This is a genomic window from Mesorhizobium sp. M1E.F.Ca.ET.045.02.1.1 (genome assembly GCF_003952485.1).
Taxonomy (GTDB): Bacteria; Pseudomonadota; Alphaproteobacteria; order Rhizobiales; family Rhizobiaceae; genus Mesorhizobium.
Map to the genome: position 1 here is coordinate 3,744,412 of NZ_CP034447.1, position 16,391 is coordinate 3,760,802.

Annotated in this window: 12 protein-coding genes and 1 tRNA gene; 5 read left to right on the top strand and 8 right to left on the bottom strand. The window is 64.6% G+C overall.

Going from position 1 to position 16,391, the window contains the following annotated elements:
• Positions 1 to 73 precede the first annotated feature (73 nt).
• Entirely contained in the window at positions 74 to 535 is a 462-nt protein-coding gene (locus tag EJ070_RS18070; protein WP_126092573.1) for a phasin, read from the top strand.
• Between the two features lie 336 nt (positions 536 to 871).
• A tRNA-His gene (locus tag EJ070_RS18075) sits at positions 872 to 948 on the top strand.
• A 15-nt stretch (positions 949 to 963) separates the two neighbouring features.
• On the opposite strand, the gene EJ070_RS18080 is transcribed toward EJ070_RS18075, so the two are convergent.
• Both EJ070_RS18080 and EJ070_RS18085 read right to left on the bottom strand, forming a co-directional pair.
• Positions 964 to 2,856 carry an ABC transporter ATP-binding protein gene (locus EJ070_RS18080; protein WP_126092574.1) on the bottom strand — a complete coding sequence of 631 codons (1,893 nt, stop codon included), beginning with the start codon at positions 2,854 to 2,856 and terminating at the stop codon, positions 964 to 966.
• On the bottom strand, positions 2,856 to 4,709 hold the full coding sequence (locus EJ070_RS18085; RefSeq protein WP_126092575.1) for an ABC transporter ATP-binding protein: 1,854 nt from the start codon (positions 4,707 to 4,709) through the stop codon (positions 2,856 to 2,858). The genes EJ070_RS18080 and EJ070_RS18085 overlap by 1 nt, the downstream gene beginning before the upstream one ends.
• Before the next feature lie 562 nt (positions 4,710 to 5,271).
• Between EJ070_RS18085 and EJ070_RS18090 the strand changes: the two genes are divergently transcribed.
• A complete protein-coding gene (locus tag EJ070_RS18090; RefSeq protein ID WP_126092576.1) occupies positions 5,272 to 5,526 on the top strand; it encodes a DUF768 domain-containing protein in 255 nt (84 codons plus the stop codon).
• A gap of 54 nt (positions 5,527 to 5,580) precedes the next feature.
• On the opposite strand, the gene EJ070_RS18095 is transcribed toward EJ070_RS18090, so the two are convergent.
• Positions 5,581 to 6,696: a P1 family peptidase gene (locus tag EJ070_RS18095; protein WP_126095809.1), complete on the bottom strand. Its 1,116-nt coding sequence runs from the start codon at positions 6,694 to 6,696 to the stop codon at positions 5,581 to 5,583.
• A 10-nt stretch (positions 6,697 to 6,706) separates the two neighbouring features.
• Positions 6,707 to 8,272, bottom strand: coding sequence for an exodeoxyribonuclease VII large subunit (gene xseA / locus EJ070_RS18100; RefSeq protein ID WP_126092577.1), 1,566 nt, complete (start codon positions 8,270 to 8,272; stop codon positions 6,707 to 6,709).
• 121 nt (positions 8,273 to 8,393) lie between these two features.
• Here xseA and EJ070_RS18105 point away from each other — a divergent pair, with 121 nt between their 5' ends.
• Positions 8,394 to 10,622 (top strand): EAL domain-containing protein, encoded by a 2,229-nt coding sequence (locus EJ070_RS18105; RefSeq protein WP_126092578.1) that lies wholly within the window; start codon positions 8,394 to 8,396, stop codon positions 10,620 to 10,622.
• Between the two features lie 3 nt (positions 10,623 to 10,625).
• Here the strand turns inward: EJ070_RS18105 and EJ070_RS18110 are convergent, their stop codons facing one another.
• Entirely contained in the window at positions 10,626 to 11,582 is a 957-nt protein-coding gene (locus EJ070_RS18110; protein ID WP_126092579.1) for a LysR substrate-binding domain-containing protein, read from the bottom strand.
• Positions 11,583 to 11,818: 236 nt separating this feature from the next.
• Between EJ070_RS18110 and EJ070_RS18115 the strand changes: the two genes are divergently transcribed.
• Positions 11,819 to 12,109 carry a DUF1127 domain-containing protein gene (locus EJ070_RS18115; RefSeq protein WP_126092580.1) on the top strand — a complete coding sequence of 97 codons (291 nt, stop codon included), beginning with the start codon at positions 11,819 to 11,821 and terminating at the stop codon, positions 12,107 to 12,109.
• A gap of 155 nt (positions 12,110 to 12,264) precedes the next feature.
• Here the strand turns inward: EJ070_RS18115 and EJ070_RS18120 are convergent, their stop codons facing one another.
• The 3 genes from EJ070_RS18120 to EJ070_RS18130 form a co-directional block, all read right to left on the bottom strand.
• Positions 12,265 to 13,266: a DUF937 domain-containing protein gene (locus tag EJ070_RS18120; protein WP_126092581.1), complete on the bottom strand. Its 1,002-nt coding sequence runs from the start codon at positions 13,264 to 13,266 to the stop codon at positions 12,265 to 12,267.
• A 99-nt stretch (positions 13,267 to 13,365) separates the two neighbouring features.
• Entirely contained in the window at positions 13,366 to 14,739 is a 1,374-nt protein-coding gene (locus EJ070_RS18125; RefSeq protein ID WP_126092582.1) for a glutamate--cysteine ligase, read from the bottom strand.
• Positions 14,740 to 15,029: 290 nt separating this feature from the next.
• On the bottom strand, positions 15,030 to 16,334 hold the full coding sequence (locus EJ070_RS18130) for an IS4 family transposase (RefSeq protein ID WP_126090313.1): 1,305 nt from the start codon (positions 16,332 to 16,334) through the stop codon (positions 15,030 to 15,032).
• Positions 16,335 to 16,391: the final 57 nt, after the last annotated feature.

Here is a 16,391-nt window from a genome sequence, read left to right on the forward strand (position 1 = left end):
TTGCCTTTATATTGCCATCATACGTGAACGAGACGGCTTTCTGACAAAGCCGCTGCCTCTGAAAGGTTGGAAAATGTCCAAGATTGCCAAGACTTCTGACACCATCGAAAACGTGGAATTCCCGAGCTTCGACGCCTCCAAGGCCACCGACCAGATCCGCGCCTTCGCCGAGAAGGGCGTCGAGCAGTCGAAAGAGGCCTATGCCAAGTTGAAGACCGGTGCCGAGGAGACCCAGAAGGTTCTGGAGTCGACCTACGAGACCGCCAAGACCGTTTCCGGCGACCTGTCGCTGAAGACCATCGCCGTGCTGCGCGCCAACGCCGAAGCCGGCTTCTCGCACCTCGAAGCCCTTGTCGGCGCCAAGACGCTCTCCGAGGTCGTCGAACTGCAGACCGCCTTCCTGCGCAAGCGCGTCGAGATGGCCCTCGAGCAGGCCAAGGACTTGCAGGCCGTTGCCTCCAAGGCGGTCGAGGACGTCTCCAAGCCGGTCAAGACCGCCTTCGAGAAGGCGATCAAGGACGTTAAGGCGGCCTGACAGGTACAACCAAAAGCTGCATCAAAACGTCGCATTTCATCAGACAAATAGATGTGCGATGAGTTGATCGGATGAATACCCGGGGATGGAACCTCCTCCCTCCGTTCCCGGGGTGACCAGCCAGCACCTCCTCCCGCTGGCTCGTAACAGGAAAAGGCCGGCACCTCCTCCCGCCGGCCTTTTCTTTTGCCCGGCTAAAACGGGTGCCGGTCGTTGAACCGGCCTTTGCCTAATCAAAGGCCTTGAATTAGACTCTGATAGCCCGTATTGGACGCATCGCCGACGACAGCGCGGACGCGGAGAACGGTTTCTCCTCGATTGCGGTCAGGTAGATGTGCCGTTGTAGCTCAGTTGGTTAGAGCACCAGATTGTGGATCTGGGGGTCGCTGGTTCGAGCCCAGCCAACGGTACCATCGGCTCCCTGACGGTCACGTCGCTTTGCCGGCCGCCGCGTCCATTCCCATGTCTTCCTCGGAAATGTCGTCGAACGAGGCGTAGTTCATGTTGTAGAGGCGGGCGTAGAGGCCGTTTCGTTGCATCAATCGTTCGTGGTTACCGCTTTCGACGATCTCGCCGTTCTGCAGGACGATGATGCGGTCGGCGCCGCGGATGGTGGCGAGCCGATGGGCTATGACGAGCCCGGTCCGGCCTTCCAGCAGTTTTGTCAGCGCCTTCTGGATCAGCATCTCCGTATAGGAATCGATGCTGGCCGTGGCCTCGTCGAGCACCAGTATCCTGGCGTCGGCCACCAGCGCCCGCGCGAAGCTGATCAACTGGCGCTGGCCGAGCGAGAGATTGCCGCCGCGCTGCTCGAGCTCGGTGTCGTAACCGCCGGGCAAGTGCGAGATGAAGTCGTGCGCGCCGACGGCCTTCGCCGCGCGCACCACCTCCTCGCGGGTAGCATTGGTCTTGTGATAGCGGATGTTCTCCAGCACCGTTCCGGAAAACAGAAACGGCTCCTGCAGGACCATGGCCATCTGATCGCCGAGCGAATCCTGCGTCAGGTCGCGCACGTCGTGGCCACCGACCAGGACCTGACCCGACCACACATCGTAGAAGCGATGCGCCAGCGCCATGGAGCTCGACTTGCCGGACCCGGTCGGGCCGACAAGCGCTACGGTTTCGCCCGGATTGACACGGAAGCTGACATTCTTCAGCACCGGCTGGTCCCGCCGGTAGCCGAAGGTGACGTTCCTGAACTCGACCGACCCGTCCATGTCGCGCGACAGCGCCACCGCGTCTTGCCTGTCGCTGACGTCCACCGGCACGTCGAGCACTTCGGAGATGCGCTGGCCCGAAGCCATGGCGCGCTGCATGACGCTGTACTGCATGGTAAGCGAGCGGATGGGGTCGAAGAAGCGCTGGATGTAGAACAGGAATGCCACCATGACGCCGACATCGAGGCTGTGCGACAGCACCATCGAACCGCCGACGACGATGACCGTCGCCATGGCGATGCCGGTCAGCGTATCGACGATCGGCACCATCACCTGCGCGTATTTGGCCGACCTCAGATGGGCATTGAGATTGGCCAGCACCTTCTCGTCATAGAGGTCGAAATTGACGTGCTGGCGTTCGAGGCTTTGCACGGTGCGCACGCCGTGAATGCCTTCGGCGAGCGCCCCGTTGGCGATCGAGTTGGTTTCATGCGCGGCCATGAAGGCGACCTTGGCGCGCGGCAGCCAGAACAGGCGGACGACGAACAGCATCGGCATGGTCGACAGCGTCAGCAGCCCGAGCCGGAAATCCAGCCAGAGCAGGACGCTGACGATGCCGAACAATAAGACGATGTCGCCCACCGACATGACCGACGTCTCGAGGAATTCCTGCATCGAATTGACGTCGCCCTGCAGGCGCGACATCAGCCGGCCGACCTCGGTCTTGTCCATGAAACTCAGCGAGACCCGCTGCAGATGGCTGAACATGGCGCGGCGCAGGTCGGAAAGCACATTCTCGGCCACCTTGCCGACGACGCTCTCCTGCACATAGCTGGCCGCGTAGTTGATGAGGATGATCACGGCAAAGGCAGCGGTCGCCCAGCCCATCACCGAACGGTCGAGCCTGCCCGGCGCCATGCCGTGGTCGATGGCGTAGCGGATGACCAGCGGGATCGCCAATTGCGTCAGCGTGAACACCAGCACCGCAGCGACCGAGATGAAGATGCGGGACTGGTACGGTTTGACGAAGCTCCAGATGCGCCGCACGACGCGCGGATCGTAGGCCTTGCCGAAGACCTCCTCCTCGTCGCGGTGCGAGCCGACGACCGCCTTTGCCGGCCGTCCGCTGGTGTCTTCCTTCTCGTCGTCGCGCGGGTCCGGCATCACGCGGCTCCCAATGCGGCATCGTCGGGCCGTAGCTGCAGGTCGTAGAGCGCGCGGTAGCGTCCGCCCAAGGCCAGCAGTTCCTCATGCGTGCCGCACTCGACAATCCGGCCACCCTCGACGAACAGGATCTGGTCGGCATGCATCAGCGAACTCAGCCGATGCGAGATGATGAGCGTCACGCGGTCCTTGGCGAAGCGCTTCATCGCTGCCCGGATCCGCTGTTCGGTGCCGGCATCGATGGCCGCGGTGGAATCGTCGAAGACCAGCACCGAAGGCCGCAGCATCAGGCTGCGGGCGATGGTCAGGCGCTGCCGCTGGCCCCCGGAGAGCGACGCGCCGCGTTCGCCGACGATCGTGGTGTAGCCGGCCGGAAGCCCGATGATGTAGTTGTGCAACTGGGCGGATTCGGCCGCCCGCTCGATGCGGGTCTCGCGTGCCCAGGGATTGCCATAGGCAATGTTGTTCTCGATCGAGGTCGTGAACAGGAAGGCGTCCTGCTGCACGACGCCGACCGCCTTGCGCAGCGATTGCAGCGTGACCGCGCGGATGTCCTGGCCGTCGATGGTGATGGTGCCGCGGGTCACATCGTAGAAGCGCGGGATCAAATGCGCGATGGTCGACTTGCCGCTGCCGGGGGGACCGACGATGCCGATGGTCTGGCCGGGCCTGGCCTCGAAGGAAATACCGGACAATGTCGGCCGGCCGCCTGAACCCCCATAGCGGAAGCCGACATCGTCGAAGCGCAGCACGCCCTCGGTGACGACGAGGTCCCTGGCACCCGGCGCGTCCTTGATGTCGAGCTCGGTGTCTAGCAGTTCGAACAGCCGCGTGCCGCAGGTCGAGGCGCGTGCGAACGAGTTGACCATCAGGCCGAGCTGGCGCACCGGCATCTGCAGGATGGTCATGAAGGTGAGGAACTGCGCCAGCGTGCCGACGCTGATTTGACCCGCCATCACCTTCTGGCCGCCGAACCAGAGCACGAGCCCCATGGCCGCCAGGAACGAGAAGTTCATCGCGCTGGTGTTGCCGACGCGGATATCGACGCGCTCGTTGGCGAGATCCAGCGCGTCCTGCTTGGCACGGTCGAATTTCTTGAGCTCGTGGCTCTGCGCCGCAAAAGCGCGCACGACACGGATGCCGCCGAGGTTCTCGTCCATCACTCGGCTCAGCACCGACAGTCGCTGCTGCAGGGTCAGCCAGGTGCTGCGCAGTCTCAACTGGGTGACGGAGGACCGCCAGGCGACGAACGGCACGAAGCTGAGGCTGAGCAGCCCGAGCACCGGATCGGTGCTGATCAAGAGATAGGCACCGACGCCGATCAGCACGCCGAGCAGAACCACGCGCAGGACGCCGGTGGAAAAGAACATGCGCACGCCGTCGAGATCGAGCAGCCCGAGCGTGATCAGATCGCCGGTGTGAACCCTGTCGTGAAAGGCAAAGCTCAGGCGCTGGATTTTCTCATAGAAAGCCAGGCGCAGTTCGTATCCGGTCTGATGGCCGACGGCCTCGCCATAGTAGTTCTGCGCCATGGTGAAGAGGCCGCGCAGGACGCTGACGACGAGCAGCGTGAGCGCCGTGTTCCAGAGCGCGTGCTCCGCGGCAGTGCCGGCGCCCTCGGCTATCACGCCTTGCGCCTGATCGATGGCGCGCCCCAGCAGGCGTGGAATGAGAAGCTGCAGCGTCGCGGCAATCAAGGTCGAGACGATGGTGATAGCGACCTGCCAGGGGTGGCGCAGCATCATGCGCATGATGCGGAGCAGGGTGCTGAAGCCCTTTCCCCAGGAGGCTTCCGCCACATGGGCAAAGGATTTGCCACGCTCCGGCGCGCTGCTTTTTGCATCCGTATGCAAGGAAAATATCCAACCAGATCCGAACATTAGCCCGGACGAATGAAGCAGACTCAGTTGAAGCAGCGCGATGTTACGCGGGCCTGACTTGACCGTTCAAGGGCCAATGGCGGCGTCGCATCTATGCCTGGGAACGCGGCCCATATGCTCGTGATCCGATGGTTGCCTGCCTCACCTGACGCGGCGGAAGGAAGCAGGACGGCGAGCGGAGTCGACATTGCGTGAGGATATCACTATATACCGGCGGCTTTCGGTTTCTCGCCCATTTGCTGCGCCTGCGAGATTGCCGTAAATGCGTTGCGTATAGTGACGGAAATCGGCCTGAAAAACCGGGAAAAAGCAAGCAGAAACAAGAGAGCGGATCTTTGACGGTCCTGGCGAAGCATCATCATCCTCACCGATCTGAACGTGTTCCCTGAACCCTCCAATTCCTCCCACTGTGTGGATCTCGGGCAAGATGTCTTGCCGGTCGAGGCCGACTCGGGTCGAATGGGGCGTGCATCCGTTAGCGGGATGGGGGCGTTCATGACTACCAAACCGGCTTAGCCGCTAGGGAAGAAGCAGTATGAGTGAACACGCGATCGAGTTCTTGCGCGGATGGATTGGCGAAAAGGTCCATTGCCAGCATTCTCCAGCCAAGATCGAGAAGCAGGCCGAGACCCTGGCGAAGGAATGCTGCGCCGAGGCCGCCGAGGAAGGCATTCTTCTGGAAGACATCCAGGAAGAAGTCGGCGATATCCAGGAACTGATCGCCTCGCGGCTCGAGGAAGTCGCCGAGGAGAGCACGCACGAGACGCCGTCGGACAAGCTGTCCGAGTAAGACACCGGCCCGGCGCGCCGGGAAGCCCTGTGCCCCCTGGGCTGGGCGCGGGGCTTAGCCGAATTTGTTCTTCAGCCATTCCTTTGGCAGCGCCGGCACGAAATTGCCGTCACGCCCCGTCATGTCCTCATTGGCGATCAGCGCGTTGAGGATCGCTTCCTCCACCCCTTGCACAACAGCATCGAAGAACGGGTCGATATCGACGTCCGGGATGAAATACGCGCGGGCGATGCGGCCTGAAGCCGCCAGCGCGGCCCCCGGATTGGCGGTCGAGAAGGCAAGAAAGATATCGCCCGAGCTGTGGTAGCCATAGCCGCCGGTCATGGCGATGCCGAGCGGCACGCGCCGGGCAAGCCGTTTCATCTGATGCGGCAGGAACGGCGCGTCGGTGGCGACAATGGCGATGATCGAGCCCTTTTCGGCGCGCGGCGTGCCTTCGCGGATCGCCGGCTCGGTGAGTTCCGGCCCGACGCGCCGGCCGTGAATGGTGAAGTTGGACCGCCTGCCGAAGTTCGCCTGCACGAACACGCCCAGCGTGTAGCTTCTTTCCTGCCATTCGATGATGCGCGAGGCGGTGCCGGACCCGGCCTTGAAGCCGAAGGAGATCATGCCGGTGCCGCCGCCGACGCTGCCTTCCTCGATGGCGCCGCCTGTCGCGCCATCGAGCGCGGCGGAGACATGACCGAAGCCGACATGGTGGCCATTGATGTCGTTGAGGAAACCGTCATAGGTCTCGGCCGCCACCGGCAGTCCCCACGCGCTGTCGAGTGCCGCCGGCAGCACTTGGTTCATCCAGCGCAGCGTGCCGTCGCGGGTGACGCCGCAGGAATGGGTGTTGGTGATGGTGATCGGCAGATTGAAGGCGCCGGTCTCCTCGATGATGTGCGTGCCGGTGAGTTCGCCATTGCCGTTCTGGCTGAACACGCCGGCAAACACCGGCGTCGCGAGCTCGCCGGGCGGTCTTGGCAGGATCGCCGTCATGCCGGTGCGCACCGGTCCCTTGCCGACCTGGAGTGGGCCGTCTCCGGAAATCAGCGTCGTGTAGCCGACCGTGACACCCGGCACGTCGGTGATGGCGTTGAAGCGCCCGGGCGTGCCGTCCAGGGCTATCGCGAACGAACGCAGGCGGGGCTTGCCGGAGGGCGTGCGGAGATGCGGGTCGTCGATGATCATCCCGTCCTCAGAACAACGAGCCTTGGCTGCCGGGCTCCTTGGCCTTGCCCGAGGACTTGGCGGCCAGCTTCGGCCGCGCTCCGCCACTTGTGGCGATGGCCTCGGCACTGCCGTCGGCGAATTCCAGTTGCAGCGCCGCGCCCGGCGCCAATTCCGCGACGCGCTTTATGACGGCGCCGTCGGCGTCCTTGACCAATGCGAAGCCGCGCGCCAGCACGGCCTTGTGCGAGAGGGTGGAGAGCAGCCGGTCGGCCTGGGTAAGCGCCGCACGCAGCCGATCAAGCTGCCGCGCCAGGGCCTGGTCCTGCCTTCGCATCAGCCCGGCCAGCGTATCGGCCTGCAGCTTCTGCCGCCTGACGATCGGCGCCGGCGACAGTCTCGCCGAGGTGCGCTGGAAGCGCGCCCGGCCTTGGCGAACGATGGCAAAGAATGCGGCCCGCGCGCGGGCAATGTCGCGGCCGGTCAGCGTGCGGGTCTCGTTGAGGCGGCGCGACAGGGTCGCTGGCGTCAGCCGCTGCCGGTCCAGCCTCGAGCGCTTGCGCTCGATGCTCACCGTCAGGCCACGGCCCAGCCGGCTGGTCGCCTCGTCGAAGCGGCGGCGCGGCAGCGCCAGCAACTGATCGGGCGAAGGCAGTGCCCGCGCCGCGGCGCGCACCGCCTGGCGCTTGCGCTCCAGATTGCGCGAAGCGCAGGCATTGAGCCGCGCCCCGAGGCTCGCCAGCGTGGCCTCGAGATCGGCCTTGACGGGTACCGCAATCTCGGCCGCGCCCGTGGGCGTCGGCGCGCGCATATCGGCGACGAAGTCGATCAGCGTCCAGTCCGTCTCGTGGCCGACTGCGGAGATCACTGGGATATGCGAGGCTGCGACGGCGCGTGCCAGCCCTTCGTCGTTGAAACCCCAAAGATCCTCGAGGCTGCCGCCGCCGCGCGCCACGATCAGAAGATCGGGCTGTCGTATCGCGCCGTCCGAGGCGAGCGCATTGAAGCCGTTGACGGCCGCGGTCACTTCCTTGGCCGTCGTCTCGCCCTGGACCCTCACCGGCCAGACCAGCACGGTGAGCGGAAACCGGTCCTTGATGCGGTGGATGATGTCTCGGATCACCGAGCCGGTCGGCGAGGTGACCACGCCGATGACTTGAGGCATGAACGGCAGCCGCCGCTTGCGCCCGGAATCGAACAGGCCCTCCGCCTGCAGCCGGCGCTTGCGCTCTTCCAGCAGCGCCATCAGTGCTCCGGCGCCCGCCGGCTCCAGATTGTCGATGACGATCTGGTAGTTGGACTTGCCGGGATAGGTCGTCAGCTTGCCGCTGGCGATCACTTCCATCCCTTCCTCGGGGCGGAATTTCAGCCGGGCCATCGTCGTCTTCCAGACCACGGCGTCGAGCCGCGCGCGGTCGTCCTTCAGCGCGAAATAGGCGTGGCCGGAGGAATGCGGGCCGCGATAGCCTGAAATCTCGCCGCGCACCCGCACGTTGCCGAAGGCGTCCTCGACCGTGCGTTTCAGCGCGCCTGAAATCTCGCTCACCGTGTATTCGGTGGCGTTGCTGCGTGATTCGGTTGCTGCTTCACTCATCATGCGATTGGGGAACGCTTATCGGCCTGCGTCAAGGCAGGGACCAATCCTCGCTAATATTATAACGCGATCTTAAGCCGAATTTGCTTTGACTGGCTCCGATACAGTCGGCCAAGCACGCATGAGCCCGCGCCCCAACAGCAGCCCGTTGACGCATCAGGTCACCTTGACCGTGCTGATGCTTGCCGTTTGCGCGCTGGCGATCGTCGTCGGCTTCGGCCTCTACGCGGCAGTCCAGGCCGACCATGCCGCGCTCGAACGCCAAAAGATATTCATCGCCGATGGCCTGAAGGATCAGATCGCGACGGTTCAGCGTGAGCAGGAAAGCGTTTCGGTCTGGGATGACGCCGTCACCAATGTGAAGGCCGGCAACCAGGCCTGGATCGAGGAGAATCTCAGCGTCTGGATGTATACCTATTACGGCCACAACCGGGTCTACCTCCTCGACGCCGCAAACCTTCCGGTCCATGCCATGCGGGAGGGCGAGGTGCTCGATCCGTCGGCCTATCGCGAGGACGAGCCGGCAATGCTCTCCACCATCGAGAAATTGCGCGCCATGCTCGCCCAGCCGCCGAAGGCCGACGCTTCCGGCCAGCCGGCCAAGATGGTCGCCGGGGATCTGGTGTCGCTGGGCGGCAAGCCGGCGATCCTCAGCGTCATGCCGCTGGTGCCGAGCACCGACAGGGTCACCCAGGAGCCCGGCAGCGAATATCTGCATGTGTCGGTGGAGTTCATCAACGACGCCGTCATCGGCAAAATCGCCGAGAAATACCTGCTCGAGGGCGCGCGACTCGTGCCCTTGTCGCAACCGGTCGGCGCGGCGGCCGTTCCGCTGGTCGATTCGCGCGGCGTCATCCTCGGCTATATAGGCTGGAACCAGGAACGGCCCGGCCTTACCCTGGTGCGCAAGATGGCGCCGGCGCTGGCCGTGGCGCTGCTTGTGGCGGCTGGTGTTCTGGCGTTCCTGCTGCGCCGGCTCCGCCGCGCTTCGTCCGCGCTGCAGACAAGCCAGGATGAGGCGCAATATCTCGCTTTCCACGACACGCTCACCGGTCTGCCCAACAGGGCGCTGTTCGAGGACCGCTTGCGACGGGCCCTGCTCAGGACTAGCCAGGATATGGCGGTTCACGACATGGGAGGGGTGGCGTTGCTTTATCTCGATCTCGACCGCTTCAAGCATATCAATGACACGCTCGGCCATCCCGCGGGCGATGAGCTGGTGCGCCAGACGGCAGCCAGGCTCCAGCACACCGTTCGCGAGGTGGATACCGTGGCGCGGCTGGGCGGCGACGAGTTCGCGCTGATCCTCGTCGACATCCGCGATATCCGAGCCGCCGAGGATATCGCCGAGCGGCTGTTGCAGAAGTTGCAGGAGCCGTTCAAGCTCATGGACGATCAGGTCTTCGTCAGCGCCTCGATCGGCATCGCGCTGGCGGCCGGCGACGAGACGGATGCCGACGATCTCTTGCGTAAGGCCGACATCGCGCTCTACGAAGCCAAGAAGAACGGCCGCGGCCGGCACCAGGTCTTCGCCGGCGACATGGACGACCTTCTCTTGCGCAAGCGCAAGGTCGAGACCGAGCTTCGCAAGGCCCTCGACGGCGGAACCGGCATCGGGCTCGCCTACCAGCCGGTGTTCGCGGCGAACGGCAAGACGATCCTCGGCGCAGAGGCGCTGATCCGCTGGGGGCATGAGGTGCATGGCGCATTGCCGGCGGCGCAGTTCATCGCCATCGCCGAGGAGCGCGGCATGATCGGCCAACTCGGCGCGTGGGTGCTGCAGGAAGCCTGCCGCTTCGCCGTGCGGACCGACTTGCCGTGGCTCGCCGTCAACGTGTCACCGCTGCAATTGCGCGACGCCGGCTTTCCCGAACAGGTTGCGTCGATCCTTGCCGACACCGGGCTGGCGCCGCAGCGCCTGCAGTTCGAAATCACCGAAAGCGTGCTTCTGGACAACAGCGATGCTTCGAGGGCGGCTCTGGCCGCCTTGCGCCAGTTGGGCGTCGGCATCGTTCTGGACGATTTCGGTACCGGCTATTCATCGCTGAGCCACCTGCGTCGCCACGCCATCGACAAGCTCAAGATAGACTGTTCCTTCGTGCGGCTTCTCGATGGCGAAGGCAACTCGGCGGCGATCGTCAAGGCGCTGATCGATCTCGCCGTCGCGCTCGGAGTCGACGTCACCGCCGAGGGTGTGGAGACCGAGGCGCAGAAGATGCTGCTGGTCGCCATGGGCTGCCGGCAACTGCAGGGCTATCTCCTGTCGCCGCCGCTCGAGCCGGTCCAACTGCTCGGCCTTTCCGGTCTGGCTTCGCCGGATGAGGTCGAGCCGGCCGCCGCGCGCGCCTGATCCCTACCAGCCGGGCAGGATCTGGTTCGCCTTGGTCCGCTTCATCTTGGCGAAAGCAAGCGCCGCGAAGTCGAAGCTTCCCGTCTCCTCGCCGACGGGCACGGAAATGTTGTCGAGGCTTTCCGCAATGTGGCGGGCCAGGGCGTCGACGATCTCCGGCTGCGAGGTCTGGCCGCGCATGATGCCGATCCGGCAGTCCGGCAGCGCATCGAACCCATCGGCCTCGCCAAGCACGCGCATGCCGGGCCTGAGCGCGCATTCCGGCAGCACCGAGATGGCGAGGCCGGAAAGCACGGCGGCGGTGATCACGGTGGCCGAGAAGCTGGAGAACAGCACGCGATACTCGCGGTTCTGCCGGTCGAGCACGTCGACGGCGGCGCGCCGCCAGACGCAATTCGGCCGGCCGAACGCCATCGGCAGGATTTCCTGCTCATGCGTGGCGTGGTTGGCCGAGGTGACCCACAAAAGCGGTTCGCGCCGCACCACTTCCGACTGGCCGCGGGTGTCGTTGTGCGTCACCAGCGCGAGGTCGAGATTGCCGCGCTTGATGTGCTCGACCAGCCCGGGCGTCGGTTCGCAGATCACGGTCAGCTCGACCCGCGGGTTGGAGCGCGAGAAGCGCGCCATGATCTCGGGCAGGAAACGGTCGGCATAGTCGTCCGGCGTGCCGATCCTGATCGTGCCTTCCAGCCGCTGGTCGTCGAAGGCGGCTAAAGTCTCGCGGTTGAGGTAGATCAGCCGCCTGGCATAGGACAGCAGCCTGTCGCCTTCCTCGGTCAACTTGTTGGTGCGCCCGTCCTTTTCGAACAGCGGCTTGCCGATCCGCTCCTCCAGCCGGCGCATCTGCATCGACACTGCCGACTGCGTGCGATGCACCTCTTCGGCCGCCCGGGTGAAGCTGCCGGTGTCGGCGATCGAGATGAAGGTCTGCAACTGATCGAGATCGAGCGGCGCTTTCATCGGTCCAATCCATCATTGATGTTGATGCTACAGATTAAAAACATTCGTTGGATTAATCAATCACGCGATGGCAAATTGGCATTGTCCACATGAAGGCACTGCATGTCGCCCAAAAGTGGCTCCCGGGTTGGGGGCGACGACATGCATCACTTTAAGTGTATCGAGACCGCAACGGCGCTTCTCCCAAGGCGCCGGTTGCCTGGTTTCGTCCGCTCGACTCCGAAGGAGAGACCGACATGACCACGATCGAATTCGCCTCCAAGACCCCGCGCATCACCACGCGTCCGGCCGTTGCGACGCTTGTGGTCAATGCTCTCGTCAACGCCTACCGCGCCTGGAAAAACCGCCGCGCCTTCTACCGCCTTGGCGAGATGTCGGACGCCGAGCTTGCCGATATCGGCCTCACCCGCGCCGACCTCCACGTCGCCGTTGCCGTGCCCTTTGGCCGCGATCCGACGGCGAAGCTGCGCGCGATTGCCAGCGACCGCGCCGACACGATCGAGGACCTCGCCCGCAAGGTGGCCTGAGCGGCTGCATTCTCGGTCGCCTGTGAACCTTTTTGAGGGCTCGGCGCGACCAAGCTTCATGCAGGCTCCCACACTCCCAGCCGGTTCCCCGCCGGCCTGCCTGCAGATTGCCCGGTTCCCCCTGCGGACCGGGCATTTTTCTTTTGAGTTGAGCGCTACCGCCGTTCCATGCCGCGCTTGAACTGGTCGAAGATCGTTTCCATGCCCTTCTGATACTCGTCGCGCTGCTGCGCGCCGGTCTCGAACATCTGGCCGAAAATGTCGTCAAACGGGTTTCGCGGCCGGCCGCTCGGATTGGTCTGCGGCTGCGGCTCACTCTGTTGGGGTTGGCGCTGTTGCGGCTGCTGCGGCGCCGGCTGACCGCCCGGCAAGCCGAAGCCGCCGCCCTGGCGCAGCATCTCCTCGAACATCTTGCCGAGCGGATTGTCGCCATAAGGGCTCTGCGTCTGCTGAGGCTGGTTTTGCGTCTGCTGCGCGCCGCCGCCGAACATGTCCTGCAGCACCTTGCCAAGCGGATTATCGCCGTAAGGGTTCGGCGTCTGCTGCGGCTGGCTTTGCGGCTGCTGCGTGCCGCCGCCGAACATGTCCTGAAGCACCTTGCCCAGAGGATTGTCGCCATAAGGATTGGGCGCCGGTTGCGGCGCCTGCGCGCCGCCTCCCGCCTGCCGCATCATCTCCTCGATGATTTCGCCAAGCGGGTTGCTGCCGCCGCCGAAGCCGCCGGCGGCCTGCATCTGGTTGTTGGTCTGCTTGAACAGCCCGCCCATCATCATCGAGGCCATCGCCGGCAGCATCTGCTGCAGCACCTGCTGGCTGAGCCCGGTGGCCTGCGCGGCCTGGGCGGCGACGGCGCGCGACAGGTCCTTCGAGCCGAACAGGTGGCCGAGAATGCCGTTGCCCTCGTTGATGCCTTGCGGCGAAAAGGCTCTGGTGGCGTCCTCGAAATATTTGGCGTGCTGGCCGCTCGCCATCGCCGTCATGAAGGCGCCCATCCCGTAAGGATCGGCGGTGTTACGCTGCAGCCCCTGCGAGAAGGCGGGTAGCAGCGCCTGGATCGCTGCCTGGGTCTGCTGCATCGACAGGCCATACTGCTGAGCCAGCGCCTGCATGCCGGCGCCGTTCTGGGCTTGCGAAAAAATGTCGAACAGGGAAGGCATGGGGTCTCCTCCGCAATATCCTCACGGAGGAACCTAGTTCGTTTCCATCACCGATTGAAGCGGCTTTTGCCGAGCCGCTGTCAGGCGGCAGGCGAACGGCTAATAGGCGTATTCCATGAATACCGGCTCGATCGAGCCGCCCCAGCGTGTGTGATAGGCAGACAGCATCTCCTCGGCGCTGGTGGTGCCGCGCGCCACCACCTCGTCGAGGGTGTTGAGGAACGAGGTCTCGTCATAGCCGTCGCGGTTCTTCTTGCAGCGATTCTTCAGTCCCATGCGCGAGATGGCGAGCACGTCGCGGGCGACGTCGCGCAAGGTGGCGTTGCGGAACGGCGCCGCAATGCCCTGCTCCGGCACGGCGTTGCGCATCGCCAGAGCTTCCTTGTAGGTCCAGCTCGATGTCAGCGTCTCGGCGGCGTCCAGCGCCTGCTCGTCATAGAGCAGCCCGACCCAGAAGGCCGGCAGGGCGCAGATGCGCCGCCATGGTCCGCCGTCGGCGCCGCGCATTTCGAGGAAGCGCTTCAGCCGCACGTCCGGAAAGAGGGTCGACAGGTGGTTGGCCCAGTCGCCCATTGTCGGTAGCCCGTCGGGCACTTCGCCGCGGGCGGCACCCGCCATGAACTGGCGGAATGTGTAGCGCGTCATGTCGTGATAGTGGCCGTCGCGAATGACGAAATACATCGGCACGTCGAGCGCCCATTCGACATAGTCGGCAAAGCCGAAGTCGGGTGCAAAGCAGAATTCCAGCATGCCGGAGCGCTGGTTGTCGGTATCGCGCCAGATGTCGCCGCGCCAGCTCTGAAGGCCGTTCGGATGGCTCTCCGTGAAAGGCGAATTGGCGAACAGCGCCGTCGACAGCGGCTGCAGCTTCAGCGACACCTGCATTTTTCGCCGCATGTCGGTCTCGCTTTCGAAGTCGAGATTCACCTGTATCGTGCAGGTGCGGTACATCATGTCGAGGCCCTTCGATCCGACCTTCGGCATGTAGCGGGTCATGATCTCGTAGCGCGACTTCGGCATTTTCGGCGTTTCGGCGAGCGACCATTTCGGGCTGCCGCCGAGGCCGAGGAAGCGGATGCCGAGGGGCTCGGCGATCTCGCGCACCTGCGCCAGATGCGCGTTGCCCTCGCGGCAGGTCTGGTGGATCGACTCCAGCGGCGCGCCGGAAAGCTCGAACTGCCCGCCCGGCTCCAGCGAGATCGCGCCCTGGCCGGTCGGCTCGACCAGGCCGATGATGCGGCCGGCATCCATGATCGGATCCCAGCCGAGCTTTTCCTGCATGCCTTCCAGGATGGCGCGGATGCCGCGCTCGCCGCCATAGGGCACCGGCGCATTGCCGTCGACATAGAAGGGGAATTTCTCGTGCTCGGTGCCGATGCGCCATTTGTCGCGCGGCTTGTTGCCCGCGGCCAGGTAGCCGACGAGTTCGTCGATGCCTTCGATGGGACTGGTATCGGTTGTGTCGCGCGCCATGAAAAAGCCCTCCGCAGCGGCCGACCGACCGCCGGGCGCTAGATGGACGAAATGTCAGTAGCCGATCAAGCGAAAAATCCTGAGCCACGGCTCAACTGGATTTGATCTGCATGGCGCGCCTTCCCTTCTCCCCTTGTGGGAGAAGGTGGATCGGCGCGCTAGCGCCGAGACGGATGAGGGGTGTTCCAGCGGAGTGAGACGTTGGTGTCTTCTGGAGCACCCCTCATCCGTCGCCTTCGGCGACACCTTCTCCCACGAGGGGCTAGCGTGCGCACACATTTGCTTCGGGCTCATTTTTGCGAGGCCAGAACGAAGCCGTGTGTGATGGCGTTGAAGCGTCTGAGGCCGTGGGTGAAGGTGATGGGCCCTGGCGGGCGTTCCTTTTCGTAGCCGTTCCAGCCTCCGAGCCTGGCGATACACCAGGCGGCCCAGGCGAGCGTGTGCGTGGGGTGCGGGTTCTTCTGCTTTTGGGTCTTGCCTTCAAGCTTGGCGATGAGCACTTCCAGGACGGTGATCTCGGTGGGATCGAAGAGGTGTGCGGCCTGGAAGCGCTGGCCCGGCGAACCACGCCCGTGTACGAGTTGCATGACCTTGGTGGCGACGACCAGAGCGGTGGCGGCCAGACGTTCGAGTGCATCGCCGTCGGCGATGAGACTTTCCTCCAGATCGATGGCCTGCGACTTCACGGTCCGAAACAGCTGTTCGACGCTCCAACGCGAGCGATACAGGTCGACGATGCGGCAGGCATCGGCGAGCGTTTCGACGCTGTGGGTGGTCAACAGCCGCCAGATCACCGCGTCCTTGGCCGAAGGTGGATCGATCTCACGCACTTCCACCATGTTGAGCGTGAGTTCGCGCGGATCGCGGCTGTCGGCGCCAAGGCGGGGCTGGCGCAAGCTCACCGCGGTGAAGCGAACGGCCAGTTCGACGGTGCGGGCCGGCCGGCCGGGTCGGGCCTGCAGTTCGAAGGCAATGCGGCCGGCTTCCGGCGTCTTGGCGATCGCGCCGAACAGGCGCTCGCCCCGGGTGCCCAAGGCCCGATCCCGTACAGCGCGGATGAGCACATGGGTGCGCTCGTCGGGCAGCCTTGCAAACACTTCGTAGATGTCGGCCTCGCGGTCGCCGATCACCGTCATCTGCGGCGCGTCGGTCAGCGCCTGGCATGCCGCCTTGGCGGTGCCGATCCACTTGTGGCTTTCCTTGGCTTCGATCGGCAGCGCCTGGTAGTCATCCGCCTTCTCTGCCTCGCGCCGCCAGATCGTGGCGCCTGCAAGGCCAAGGACCGAGCCGTCCACGGCATCCACGGCCAACGCCGGATGCACGAACAGCCCGATATCCGTGCCATTGCCGACACGACCGAGGCCGCGCTTGCGCGAAGCCTTGGCTTCATAGTTGATCTCGCTGCTGTCCTCGATGATCAGCACGTGGCGGCCGGCGGCCAGTTCGGCGGTTCGCGCCGCCGCCGTGCGGATGATCTCTTGCGTGCTCACGTGGCGATTGCGAAACAGGCGTGTGAATGCGACCTTCTCGGCGCGCGTGTCGGCCAGCCGGCGCATGCCCGTGCTGACACGCGCAAACATGCGCTCCAGAACCATGCTCCCCTTTTTTGCAGGCGCAGGTCGCCGAAGTAGCCAAGCAACGAAGCCATCGTC